The sequence below is a fragment of the Lysobacter antibioticus HS124 genome (assembly GCF_000336385.2).
Taxonomy (GTDB): domain Bacteria; phylum Pseudomonadota; class Gammaproteobacteria; order Xanthomonadales; family Xanthomonadaceae; genus Lysobacter; species Lysobacter firmicutimachus.
Genome location: NZ_HG424499.1, coordinates 20,316 through 31,735 on the forward strand (window position 1 = coordinate 20,316; position 11,420 = coordinate 31,735).

Here is an 11,420-nt window from a genome sequence, read left to right on the forward strand (position 1 = left end):
GCCTTCACCCCGGCCCTCTCCCGCGGGCGGGAGAGGGGCGAATCGGGTCAGGCAGCGGCCTTGGGCTGCTTGAGGCCCGGGAAACCGAGCTTCTCGCGCTGCGCGTAATAGGCCTCGGCCACGCCCTGGGCGATCTTGCGCACGCGCAGGATGTAGCGCTGGCGCTCGGTCACGCTGATCGCGCGGCGCGCGTCGAGCAGGTTGAAGCTGTGGCTGGCCTTGCACACCTGGTCGTAGGCCGGCAGCGGCAGGCCGAGCTCGATCAGCTTCGCGGCTTCCTTCTCGCAGGCGTCGAAGCGGTGGAACAGCTCGGCCACGTCGGCGTGCTCGAAGTTGTACGCGCTCTGCTCGACTTCGTTCTGGTGGTAGACGTCGCCGTAGGTCACCGGGGTGCCGTCCGGGCCGTAGGTCCAAACCAGATCGTAGACGTTGTCGACGTTCTGCAGGTACATGCACAGACGCTCGAGGCCGTAGGTGATCTCGCCGAGCACCGGCTTGCACTCCAGGCCGCCGGCCTGCTGGAAATAGGTGAACTGGGTGACTTCCATGCCGTTGAGCCAGACCTCCCAGCCCAGGCCCCAGGCGCCGAGGGTCGGCGATTCCCAGTTGTCCTCGACCAGGCGCAGGTCGTGCACGCGCGGGTCGACGCCGAGCGCCTTGAGCGAGTCGAAGTACAGCTCGACGATGTTGTCGGGGCTGGGCTTCATCGCCACCTGGTACTGGTAGTAGCGCTGCAGGCGGTTCGGGTTCTCGCCGTAGCGGCCGTCGGTCGGGCGGCGGCTGGGCTGGACGTAGGCGGCGTTCCACGGCTCCGGGCCCAGCGCGCGCAGGAAGGTCGCCGGGTGGAAGGTGCCGGCGCCCACTTCCAGGTCCAGCGGCTGGATCAGCACGCAGCCCTGTTCGGCCCAATAGGCGTTCAGGCGCTGGATCATGGCCTGGAACGTCAGGCCTTGGGGGGTCGGGTCCTGGCCCTGAACCGGGGTCGGTGCGTCGCTGGCGTCCATGGTCTCATCGCAGTGCAGCAAAGCGGGTTAGTATACGGCGAGCCCCGCCGGGCGGGCCCGCGAGCCTGTCAATACCGGGCTTTGGACGGGCTCGCAGATCGACGGTCCGGCCCGGTTTTCGCAGCGCCTCCCCCACTCGCCGCCCGATCGTGAATCCGCCCTTCCTGATCCTCGAGACCGGCCAGCCGGTCGCCTCCATGCGCCGCCATCGCGGCTTTCCGCACTGGATCCGCGTCGCCGCCGGCCTGAGCCGCGACGAGGCCGTCGTGGTCAATGTCGAGCACGGCGAGCCGCTGCCCAGCCGCGAAGGGTTCGCCGGGGCGATCGTCACCGGCTCCGGCGCGATGGTCACCGACCGCGCCGAGTGGAGCGAACGCAGCGCGCAGTGGCTGCGCGAGGCCGCGCACGCGCGCCTGCCGCTGTTCGGCATCTGCTACGGCCACCAATTGCTGGCGCACGCGCTCGGCGGCGAGGTCGGCGATCACCCGGGCGGGCGCGAGATGGGCACGATCGCGCTGGAGCTGCACCCCAGCGCCGGCGAAGACCCGCTGTTCGGCGGCCTGCCGGCGCAGTTTCCGGCCCAGGCCACCCACCTGCAGACCGTGCTGCGCGCGCCCGAGGGCGCGACCGTGCTGGCGCGCTCGGCGCACGATGCCTGCCATGCGTTCCGCTGGGGCGAGCGCGCCTGGGGGGTGCAGTTCCACCCCGAGTTCAGCGCCACCCACATGCGCGGCTACGTACGTGCGCGACAGGACGCGCTGCGCACCGAGGGCCATTGCCCGAAGTCGATCGCCGGCGCGGTGAGCGCGACCCCGCATGCGCGGCGCGTGCTGCGCCGCTTCGTCGGCCACGCCCGCGCCCTGCACGGACGCTGAGCCGCCGTGTTCTCCGCCTTATCGCGCGCCCCGGCCGGGGCGCGCTCCAACCGAGGGGCCCCCGCCCCGGGACCGAACCGATGACCCAACCGATACGCAAGGTGCCGCTGAGCCACGGCGTGCAATGGCTGCTGCGCGCGGTCAACCTGGGCACTCGCAACCCGCGTGCGATCTTCGGCGCCGCGGTGCTGTTCATGGCCGTGCTGTACCTGCTCGCGGTGCTGCTGGCGACGCCGGCGCGCAGCCTGGCCGGCAGCGCCGACCCGGACATGAGCGGGATAGCGACCGCGCTGATTCCGATGTTCGTGCTGCTGGTGCTGGCCCTGCCTGTGCTGTTGGCCGGGCTGATGCACGTGATCCGCGAAGCCGAGGCCGGGCGCCCGACCCGCGCCCGCGACCTGTTCGCGCCGCTGCGCCAGCACAAGCTGTCGGCGCTGGCCGGCGTAGGCCTGATCCAGATCGCGCTGACCCTGATCAGCGGCGCGCTGGTGGTGTGGCTGGCCGGCCAGGACTACTGGTCGCAGTACCTGGAAATGCTGCGCGATGCGCTCAGCGGCCGGGTGGCGACGCCGCCGGAGCCCGAGCATCCGGGCCTGATGATGCTGGTGCAGCTGCTGTCGAACTACTTCACCAACGCGATCCTGCTGATCGCGGTGCCGCTGATCATGTTCTCCGGCCTGGGCCTGTCGGAGGCGGTCAAGCGCAGCCTGGGCGCCTCGCTGTGGAACCTGGGCGCCTACCTGTTGGCGGCGATGCTGTTCATGGCCGCGGTGATGATCTCCGGCCTGATCGTCGCCCTGGTGGCGATGGTCGCGACCCAGATCGGTTCGCTGCTGCACCCCGCGGTCGGCTCGCTGCTGGCGATGGTGCTGTTGATCGCCTACGGCGCGACCGTGCTGGTGGTGCTGTGCGGTACCTGCTATTTCGCCTGGCGCGATGTGTTCGGCCACGAAGCCGATGCCGCCGCCGCGGCCGCATCGACGCCGCGCCCGGGGCAGTTCGAGGCCTGACGACAGGCTGCCGTGGCGCCGCTTCTGTAGGAGCGGCGTGAGCCGCGACGCGCTGCGGCCGGTCGCGTCGTAATCGCGAAATCGCGGTCGCGGCTCACGCCGCTCCTACAACGGCGGCATCGCCGCTCTTGCCAATCCCGAATCCCAAATCACAGCATGCCCGGATCCAGCGCGGCCTCCAGCGCCGCCTGCAACGCCAGGCTCAGCCACGCCGTGGCCGCCAGCGCGGCCAAAAGCTGCAGGCCGATCCAGGCCCAGGCCCAGGCCGGCATGCCGCGCGCGTCGATGCAGTCGACCCGCGCCCCGGCCAGGCGGTCGTGCAGGGCGCGCTGCTCGGGCTTGGCCACCGCGACCAGATGGCCGATGTTGAGGGTCAGCCAGGACAACGCACCGCCGAGGTAGCGCAAGGCCGCGCGGCCGGCGCCGAGCCGGCCGCCGTCGGCGGCGGCCACGCGCAGGCCCAGCGCGCGCTTGCCCGGCGTGGCCCGCCACGGGCCGGCGACGCAGGCCACCTCGTAGACCGCGCCGAGCGCGGCATAGGCCAGCAGCCAGCCCAGCAGCAGGGCGCCGAAGGCGACGCCGACCTCGCCGAGAGCGGCGTGCAACGCCGGATCGGCCAACAGGCGGCGAAAGAAGCCGGCGAAATTCAGATCGGCCAACGCCGAGTCGGCCATGATCTGCGCCGTGCGGCGGCCGATCGCGGCCCAGCCGCGGCGCATCGCCTCGCAATATCCGCTCCATAACGGCGCGCCCAGCACCGTCGTCGCCGCGGCGACGACGGCCGCATCCAGCGACCAGGCCGCATAGCGCGGCCAGAATCCGGCCGGCGCGGTCATGAACCGGGCGCGTCGCCGGCTTCGCTGCGGTCGCGGTCGGAGGCGACCCACCTGGAGGCGATGATCCCGAGTTCGTAGAGCACGCACATCGGAATCGCCAGCATCAGCTGCGAGACCACGTCGGGCGGGGTGATCACCGCGGCGATGATGAAGATACCGACCACCGCGTAACCGCGCCCTTCCTTGAGCTGGGCCGGGGTCACCCAGCCGAGCAGGGACAGGATCACCAGCGCCACCGGCACTTCGAAGCTGATGCCGAAGGCCAGGAACAGGATCAGGACGAAATCCAGGTAGGCGTTGATGTCGGTCATCATCGCCACCCCGCTCGGGGTGACCTTGACCAGGAAGCCGAACACCGACGGCAGCACCAGGAAGAACGCGAACGCGCAGCCGATGTAGAACAGCGACAGCGCCGACACCAGCAGCGGCAGGGCCAGGCGCTTCTCGCGCTTGTACAGCCCGGGCGCGACGAAGGCCCAGGCCTGGTACAGCAGCCATGGCATCGAGATCATCAGCGCGGCGAAGAAGGCCAGCTTGATCGGCGCCGAGAACGGCGAAGCGACCTCGACCGCGATCAGCTGGCTGCCGGCGGGCAGCTTGGCCAGCAGCGGCGTGGCCAGGTAGTGGTAGAGCTTGTTGGCGAACGGCAATAGGCCGAGGAACACCACGATCAGGCCGACCACGCCGCGCAGCAGGCGCGCGCGCAGTTCGATCAGATGGTCGAGCAGACGCGGCTCGGCCGTCGCGTCGCCGGCGTCGCCGTGCGGCGGAAGATCAGCGTCGCTCATCGTCGGAAGTCGTGCTCGGGCTGCGGGGGCGGTAGTCGGGCAAGGCCGCGCCGGCGTGGCCGTGATCGAACGACGACGATGCGTCGTGGGTCGGCAACGGCGTGTCGCCGGCGGCGACGTTCGCCGCATCGTCGCGCGCCGGCTCCGGCGGCGCGCTGGCGGGCGCGGCATCGTCCGGCGGAACTTCGGCCGCCGGCGCTTGCGTCGCGCCGGCACCGGCCGGCGCGGCGATGCGGCGGTTGAGCTCGTCGACCTCGTTGCGCATCGCCTGGCCGCTGTCGCGCAGCTGGGCCTGGGCGTCGCGCAGGTCGGACTGGGCCTGGCGCAGGCTGCGCTTGAGCTCTTCGTCGGCGAGCTCGTTCTCGAGCTCGGACTTGACCGAGTACCACTGCGCGCGCGCGCGCCGCACCCACAGGCCGGCGAAGCGCGCTGCCTTGGGCAGGCGCTCGGGTCCGAGCACGATCAAAGCGACGATCGCGATCACGAAGACTTCAGAGAAGCCTATGTCGAACATGCGGTAAAGCCGGGCGGGGGCGGAAGCGTCGGCGCCGCGGCGTCAGCGCGGGGTGTGCTCGTCGTTGCGCGAGGCGGCGTTGCTGTCGTTGCGGCGGCTTTCGTCGCCGAGCTGCGCGGACGGCTTGTCGTCGTCCTGAATGCCCTTCTTGAAGCCCTTGACGGCTTCGCCGACGTCTTTGCCGATGTTGCCCAGGCGTTTGGTGCCGAACACGAGAACGACGATCAGCAGGACGACGACCCAGTGAATCCAACTCATGCTGCCCATGGCGGTGTCCTGTAGGAACCTGTAGATGAACCGGAACGGCGGCGGCCTGGCCCTGAAACCGGCGGGCCGGCGAACGCCCCGCGGCCGGGCGATCGCTGCGCACGACCCGGGAGTCCGAGGATACCGCAACCTCGGCGACAGCACAGACCGCGCGCAGCGCGCAATTGCGGGGTTTTCGTTGCAATAGGCCGTCAGTCACGCCCGCGGCGCGGTTCAGGGCAGCGGTTCGACCTTGGCCGGATTGGCCGGCACGGTTTCGAACGGCTGCGGCTGGCCCGGCTCGGCGGGCTGCGCCGGCTGGGCCGGGGCCAGGCGCTCGCGCGCCGGTGCGCGCGGCGCGACCGGCGCCGCGCCGGATTCGGGGTAGACCGTGGCGCCCAACGCCGGCCGCTGATCCTCGGCGCTGCGATTGGCGCGCGCGGTGGCGCTGGCCTCCTCCAGGCGGTCGCGGAAGTCCACCACCGCGGTCGAGGGCTGCCCGGCCGCGCGGCCTTCGAAGATCATCCGCGGCGTGCTGCCTTCGCCGTACACCGCCTGGTTGGCGTCGTCGTCGATCGACAGCGCGGCGCCGTCGAGGGCGATGCCGGCGAACAGGCCGCGCGCGCGCGACCACGACCAGATCTCGGCCTTGAGCTGGCCGTCGGTGGCGGCGGCGGCGGTGCGCCCGACGGGGCCGGCGGCGACGCTGGCGTCGGCGCCCAGGGTGACCTTGCCGTTGACGATCGAATCCAGGCCGCGCGCGCCGCGGAACACCAATACGATGTCGGAGGACTGCACGCCGGCCTGGAAGCCGACGCTGCCGCCGGTGAGCTTGACGAAGCTGGGGTTGGACCAGGTGCCGTCGGGGTTCTTGACCGAGACCAGGCCATGGCCGCGGCGGCCGCCGACCACCAGGCCGATCTTCAGCGTGTCGGGCACCACCACTATCGCGCGGGCCTCGTCGAACAGCTTGTCGGGAATCGAGGACTCGGGAATCTGCTGGATGTCGGCGAGCACACGCACCGCATCGCGGGCGCGCTGGTCCTCGGTCTCACCGGCCACGGCGGAGGTGGCGGCGAGCCCCAGGCTCAGGGCGAGGCTCAGGCTGAGGGCGCGGGGCAGCGAACGGGACATGGCGGACTCCGGCGGGGCGTACGAAACGTACGAAAGAAAGAAAACGGCGTGCGGCGCCCATGGTAAGCAAGGACGCCGCCTCCGGCATCGGCCTGAGGCTAGCGGCGTGGCGATGAATCGCTACGGAACTGCGCCGCCGGCCGCAGGCGGCGCATCCAGCCGCCCCGACAGCCAGTGCGCGATGTTGAGCGCGAGCTGGTAATTGCGCTCCGCACCCGGCGCGTTCATGCCCATCGGCTTGCCTTGCGCGCCTTGCCGCTGCGCGCTGAACATCGCAGCCTCGCCGAAGAACGCAGCGCGGCCGCGGCCCAGCCGCAGCACGGCGCCCTGCGACCAGCCGCCGACCTCGACCCGCGGCGTGTCGGCGTCGAATCGCCAGGCTTTGGCCGGCTGCAACGACACGTAGCCCGGCGGCAGGGTCAACACCGGTTCGGCCTGCGGCGGCAGGCGAAAGGCCTGGCCGGTGAAGCTGCGCACTTGCTCGACCGCCTCGCCGGGGGCGCCGCCGCGCGTTACCGCATGCGCGGCCAGGCTGCCGTCGCCGCGCCGGAACACGGTCGGGCGCTGGAACAGCGCCGCGCGCCGCTGCGGATCGGCATCGAAGCCGGGCATGGCGAAGCCGTCGAGGAACTCGACCCCGAACGCACGCGCCAGGCTCGCCGCGGCGCCGGCCAGCGGCATGTGGTCGGCGATCAGCCACAAGCGCCCGCCGCGTTCGACCCAGCGCCGCACCGCGCGCACCTCGCCGGCATCGAACGCCGACGGCGTCGGCGTGGGGTAGTCGCTCCAGTCCGCGTCGCCGGGCTGGGCGTTGGCGATCACCAGGATCGAGCAATCCCGCAGCGACGCCGCGCTCAGCCGCGCACGCAGCGGCTGCAACGCGTAGCCGTCGCGGCGCAACAGCTCGCCGAAGCTCCAGTAACGGCCGTCCAGGGTATGGAAATTGTGATGCCCCTCGTCCAGGCACAGGCGAGGACCGGCGCCGGCGGCATAGGCCGGTCGCGCGATCGGCGGCCGGTAGTCGCGGTCGGACACCTGCTGCGCGGCGGCCGGCGGCGCCAACGACACTGCGGCCGCGAACCAGGACGCGAAAAAACGGATCGGGCGGGGACGGAAAAGATTCATGCGGGCTCCAGCAGGGGGCGCAACCGGCGGACAGGGCCGGGCCGGCGAAGACGGCGAACGCGTGGCGGGCACTCGCGGTGCACAGGATCGCCGATCCGCGCGCGGCCGGAGCGTGGCCCCGGTCGCGCCATCGCCGGCGCCGCTGCGACACAGCGTTGCCGGGCGAATAGGCGTCGGCCGGAGGAATTCCGCGCCGTACCGGCCCCATCTATCGCTGCGATCGAAACATTCGATCCGGCAAAGATTCCGTGGCCGCACCCGCGGATGTCATCCTATGCCGATGCCCGCTCATGCCAGCACCGCCGACGCCAGCGCCGCCGCCGACACCGCGGTGGTGCTGGTCAATCTCGGCACCCCCGACGCGCCCAACACCGCTGCGGTGCGGCGCTACCTGTCCGAATTCCTGCACGACCGCCGGGTGGTCGACCTCAGCCGCTGGCTGTGGTGCCCGCTGCTGCATTTCGCCATCCTGCCGCTGCGCAGCGGCAAGGTCGCGCACAAGTACGCCAGCATCTGGCTGCCGGAGGGCTCGCCGCTGGCGGTGCACACCCGCCGGCTGGCCGAGGCGGTGCAGCGCGAACTGCCGCAGGCGCGGGTGCTGCACGCGATGCGCTACGGCCAACCCTCGTGGAAGCAGTTGCTGGCCGGGCTGCGCGAGCAGGGCGTGCGCCGGGTGCTGGCGCTGCCGCTGTACCCGCAGTACTCGACCTCGACCACCGCTTCGGTCGGCGACGTGCTGCAGGCCGCGACCGGCCTGGAAACGCGCCTGTTGCACGACTACCACACCGACCCGGCCTGGGTCGGCGCGGTCGCCGATTCGATCCATCGCCACCGCCAGCACCACGGCGAGGGCGAACATCTGCTGTTCTCGTTCCACGGCCTGCCGCAGCGCTTCGCCGATGCCGGCGACCCCTACCCGCGCCAGTGCGAAGCCGGCGCGCGCGCGATCGCCCATGCGCTGGGCCTGTCCGACGGGGCCTGGAGCCTGAGCTACCAATCGCGCTTCGGCCGCGAACGCTGGCTCGAACCGGCCACCAGCGACACCTTGGATGCGCTGGCGGCGCGCGGCGTGCGCAAGGTCGACGTGGTCGCGCCGGGCTTCGCCGTGGACTGCCTGGAGACCCTGGAGGAAGTGGCGATCATGCTGGCCGCGGACTTCGCCGCGCGCGGCGGCGAACTGCGCTACATCCCCTGCCTGAACGACTCGCCGGCGCACGCGTCGGCCCTGGCCGGCATCGCCCGGCGCGAACTGGACGCCTGGACCTGATGGCCGCGATGCAGGAATTCGTCGTCGATACCGCTTTCGGCCGCCTGGCCGGGCTGCGCAACGGCCGCATCGGCGCGCCCAAGGTGCTGGCGCTGCACGGCTGGCTGGACAACGCCGCCAGCTTCGTACCGCTGGCGCCGTGGTTCGAAGGCTACGACCTGGTCGCGCCGGACCTGCCCGGGCACGGCGCCAGCGCGCATCTGCCGGCGGCGGCCGAGTACACCCTGGTGACCGCGGCGCGCGCGGCCTTGTCGGTGGCCGACGCACTGGGTTGGGACCGCTTCCACCTGCTCGGCCATTCGCTCGGCGGCGCGACTTCCAGCGTGCTCGCCGCAGCCTTGCCGCAGCGAATCGACAAACTGCTGCTGGTCGAGGCGCTGGGTTCGCTGTCGGAGCCGGAAGAACGCGTCGCCACCCGCCTGCGCGAGGCGTTCGCCGGCCAGGCCGCGCTGGCCGGCAAGCAGTTGCGGGTGTTCGACGACATCGCCACGGCCGTGCGCGTGCGGATGGCCGCCAACGACCTCAGCGAACGCGTCGCCCGGCTGCTGGTCGAGCGCGGCGTCGCGCCGGCGCAGGGGGCGCAGCGCCAGGGCTATGTCTGGCGCAGCGATCCGCGCCTGACCCTGACCGCCGCGCTGCGCATGAGCGAAAGCCAGATGCGCGCGCTGATCGGCGCGATCGAATGCCCGACCTGCATGGTCTGGGCCGATCCGGCCCAGGCCTACATGCCCGACGCGCTGCGCCGCGAACGCGCCGGCCTGCTCGCGCGCGGCGAAATGCACGTGCTGGCGGGGACACATCATCTGCATATGGAGCAGCCGGGGCCGATCGGGGAACGGTTCCGGGAGTTTCTGGCGGGTTGAGGCGGCGGCCCGGGACGCTACGCGGTTTTTCGCAGCAGCCGAAGAGCAGGGCATCGCAACCGGCGCCGCGCAGCGCGCGCCCGACCTACTGCGCGGCGATCAAACGCCGCAAGCCGGCCTTGAGGCTGCGGCCGGAGGCGCGGAAGTAGTCGCGCTGTTCGCGCCAGTCCGGACAGCGCGCTTCGACTTCGCGCCAGAACGCGCGCGAGTGATCGGCATGGATCAGGTGGCACAGTTCGTGCACCAGCACGTATTCGAACGCGGCCGGCGGGGCCAGCACCAACGACAGGTCCAGCGACAGCGCGCCGTCCGGCGCCAGCGAGCCCCATTGCGAGGACATCACCCGGTAGCGCAGGCGCGACGGCGCGCGCGGCAAGCCCGACACGTACTTGGGCAACCAGCGGCCGACGTCGGCACGCGCCTGGCCTTCGTAGAAATCGCGCAGCGCGCGCGGCAGCGCGGCCGGCTTGAGCGTGTCGGGCACCGCGATGACCAACGCGTCCTCGGCCAGCTCCACGCGCAGCGCGCGCGCGCTGCGCCAGCGCACCGGCCAGTCGCGGCCGCGCAGGGGCACGCTCGCGTCGGCATGCGGCTGCAGCGGCTGTGCGCCGCTGTCGGCCAACGCCATCTGCGCCAGCAGCCAGTCGCCGTGTTCGATCACGAAGCGCTGGCCGGCGATGTCACTGGCGCGCAACGGCAGGGTCAGGCGCGGGCCGCGTTCGTCAACGCTGAGCCGGATCCGCCGCGCGCGCGGGTCGCGCACGCGCAAGACCTCGATCCGGCGGCCGTTGCCGAGCTCGATCGCGACGGTCTCGCGCGAGACCGTGCGCGGCGCGGCCGGCGGCTTGCCGGTCAGCAGGCGCAGCAACAAGTTGCTCATGAGGACGGGGCCGCCATCGGCCGAGGATAGCGCCTGAAGGCGACCGGCGGGCGACGCCGGCGCCCTCGCGCCGCGCGCGGCCGGATGGAGCCCTCCCCTCGACCTCGTTCCCGCACCCGGGAAAGGGGCGAGGCTGCATCGCGCGCGGCGGAGGAGGTCGGAATGCGAGGCGATCGCGCGTTCCAACACGCCGGACGTGCGCGGGAGCGGGGCCCGCCGGGGTCGTGCGCGGGCGAACGCGGAGCGCATCGGCGCGCGGCTGCGCCCGCAGCCGCGAGTCGCAGCGCGGGTCGCGAGGGTCTCAGCCTTCGACCTTGGACAACTTCAACGCCGGCTCCAGCACCTTGAACAAGCGCTTGACTTCGCCGCTCATCAGGGCGAAACGGGCGTCGAGTTCGGCGCGCAAGCCGTCGCCTTCGGAGTGCTCGAGCTGGTCGACGGCGCCGTCGAGCAGCTTGAACTTGCGCACCACCAGATCTTCGCCGAGCACGAAGGAGACGTGGTCGTCCAAAGTCAGGGCCAGGCGGGTGACCTGCTTGCCGGTTTCCAGGTGCTTGGCGATCTCGTCGCTTTCCAGCTCCTGGCGCTGGCATTTGACCACCGCGCCCTGGTCGACCGGGTCGCGCAGCTCGCATTCGTCGCCGAGGCTGAGCCCGTCGGGCATCTCTTCGCCGGCGACCCAGCCGGTCAGCACCGAACGCGGCGCGATTTCGGCGTTCAGCGGCAGCGCCGGCAGGCTGCCCATGGCGCGGCGGATCTCGCTGATGACGTTCTCGCCGGTCTTGCGGCTGGAAGTGTCGACGATCACCAGGCCGTGCTCGAGATCGATCATCGCGTCGGTGCGGCTGGGCTTGACGAAGGCGCGCGGCAGCAGATCG

The 11,420-nt window shown here is 71.8% G+C and carries 13 protein-coding genes; 4 read left to right on the forward strand and 9 right to left on the reverse strand.

Translation table 11 applies throughout. From position 1 onward, the window contains the following. Positions 1 to 47: 47 nt before the first annotated feature. Complete coding sequence (gene glyQ, locus TX83_RS10985) at positions 48 to 1,004, reverse strand: glycine--tRNA ligase subunit alpha (RefSeq protein ID WP_064747993.1); 957 nt, start codon at positions 1,002 to 1,004, stop codon at positions 48 to 50. A 149-nt stretch (positions 1,005 to 1,153) separates the two neighbouring features. Between glyQ and TX83_RS10990 the strand changes: the two genes are divergently transcribed. Continuing rightward, a complete protein-coding gene (locus tag TX83_RS10990; protein ID WP_075575115.1) occupies positions 1,154 to 1,879 on the forward strand; it encodes a glutamine amidotransferase in 726 nt (241 codons plus the stop codon). An 80-nt stretch (positions 1,880 to 1,959) separates the two neighbouring features. Further along, on the forward strand, positions 1,960 to 2,889 hold the full coding sequence (locus TX83_RS10995) for a BPSS1780 family membrane protein (protein WP_064747994.1): 930 nt from the start codon (positions 1,960 to 1,962) through the stop codon (positions 2,887 to 2,889). Between the two features lie 149 nt (positions 2,890 to 3,038). On the opposite strand, the gene TX83_RS11000 is transcribed toward TX83_RS10995, so the two are convergent. The 6 genes from TX83_RS11000 to TX83_RS11025 all read right to left on the reverse strand — a co-directional run bounded on the left by TX83_RS11000 (position 3,039) and on the right by TX83_RS11025 (position 7,532). Next, positions 3,039 to 3,725, reverse strand: coding sequence for an RDD family protein (locus TX83_RS11000; protein WP_064747995.1), 687 nt, complete (start codon positions 3,723 to 3,725; stop codon positions 3,039 to 3,041). Next, entirely contained in the window at positions 3,722 to 4,513 is a 792-nt protein-coding gene (gene tatC, locus TX83_RS11005; RefSeq protein WP_064747996.1) for a twin-arginine translocase subunit TatC, read from the reverse strand. The genes TX83_RS11000 and tatC overlap by 4 nt, the downstream gene beginning before the upstream one ends. Beyond that, entirely contained in the window at positions 4,500 to 5,027 is a 528-nt protein-coding gene (gene tatB / locus TX83_RS11010; RefSeq protein WP_064747997.1) for a Sec-independent protein translocase protein TatB, read from the reverse strand. The genes tatC and tatB overlap by 14 nt, the downstream gene beginning before the upstream one ends. Positions 5,028 to 5,069: 42 nt before the next feature. Then, a complete protein-coding gene (gene tatA, locus TX83_RS11015; RefSeq protein WP_064747999.1) occupies positions 5,070 to 5,294 on the reverse strand; it encodes a Sec-independent protein translocase subunit TatA in 225 nt (74 codons plus the stop codon). A gap of 213 nt (positions 5,295 to 5,507) precedes the next feature. After that, positions 5,508 to 6,395 (reverse strand): lipid-binding SYLF domain-containing protein, encoded by an 888-nt coding sequence (locus TX83_RS11020; RefSeq protein ID WP_075575116.1) that lies wholly within the window; start codon positions 6,393 to 6,395, stop codon positions 5,508 to 5,510. A 132-nt stretch (positions 6,396 to 6,527) separates the two neighbouring features. Beyond that, positions 6,528 to 7,532, reverse strand: coding sequence for a DUF4350 domain-containing protein (locus TX83_RS11025; protein ID WP_064748001.1), 1,005 nt, complete (start codon positions 7,530 to 7,532; stop codon positions 6,528 to 6,530). Between the two features lie 280 nt (positions 7,533 to 7,812). Here TX83_RS11025 and hemH point away from each other — a divergent pair, with 280 nt between their 5' ends. Next, positions 7,813 to 8,799, forward strand: a complete 987-nt coding sequence (hemH, locus tag TX83_RS11030; protein ID WP_064748006.1) for a ferrochelatase — start codon at positions 7,813 to 7,815, stop codon at positions 8,797 to 8,799. 8 nt (positions 8,800 to 8,807) lie between these two features. Further along, on the forward strand, positions 8,808 to 9,662 hold the full coding sequence (locus TX83_RS11035; protein ID WP_064748007.1) for an alpha/beta fold hydrolase: 855 nt from the start codon (positions 8,808 to 8,810) through the stop codon (positions 9,660 to 9,662). 85 nt (positions 9,663 to 9,747) lie between these two features. Here the strand turns inward: TX83_RS11035 and TX83_RS11040 are convergent, their stop codons facing one another. Then, positions 9,748 to 10,542: a M48 family metallopeptidase gene (locus TX83_RS11040; RefSeq protein WP_064748002.1), complete on the reverse strand. Its 795-nt coding sequence runs from the start codon at positions 10,540 to 10,542 to the stop codon at positions 9,748 to 9,750. Between the two features lie 301 nt (positions 10,543 to 10,843). Next, a partial coding sequence (locus TX83_RS11045) for a recombination-associated protein RdgC (protein WP_186442582.1) occupies positions 10,844 to 11,420 on the reverse strand: 577 nt, incomplete at its 5' end.

Bases quoted from the DNA above. Each gene is read 5' to 3' on its own strand.
- TX83_RS10995 (WP_064747994.1), top strand. From the start codon at position 1,960: ATGACCCAACCGATACGCAAGGTGCCGCTGAGCCACGGCGTGCAATGG.
- hemH (WP_064748006.1), top strand. From the start codon at position 7,813: ATGCCCGCTCATGCCAGCACCGCCGACGCCAGCGCCGCCGCCGACACC.
- TX83_RS11040 (WP_064748002.1), bottom strand. From the start codon at position 10,542: ATGAGCAACTTGTTGCTGCGCCTGCTGACCGGCAAGCCGCCGGCCGCG.
- TX83_RS11000 (WP_064747995.1), bottom strand. From the start codon at position 3,725: ATGACCGCGCCGGCCGGATTCTGGCCGCGCTATGCGGCCTGGTCGCTG.
- TX83_RS11035 (WP_064748007.1), top strand. From the start codon at position 8,808: ATGCAGGAATTCGTCGTCGATACCGCTTTCGGCCGCCTGGCCGGGCTG.
- TX83_RS11025 (WP_064748001.1), bottom strand. From the start codon at position 7,532: ATGAATCTTTTCCGTCCCCGCCCGATCCGTTTTTTCGCGTCCTGGTTC.
- glyQ (WP_064747993.1), bottom strand. From the start codon at position 1,004: ATGGACGCCAGCGACGCACCGACCCCGGTTCAGGGCCAGGACCCGACC.
- tatB (WP_064747997.1), bottom strand. From the start codon at position 5,027: ATGTTCGACATAGGCTTCTCTGAAGTCTTCGTGATCGCGATCGTCGCT.
- tatC (WP_064747996.1), bottom strand. From the start codon at position 4,513: ATGAGCGACGCTGATCTTCCGCCGCACGGCGACGCCGGCGACGCGACG.
- tatA (WP_064747999.1), bottom strand. From the start codon at position 5,294: ATGGGCAGCATGAGTTGGATTCACTGGGTCGTCGTCCTGCTGATCGTC.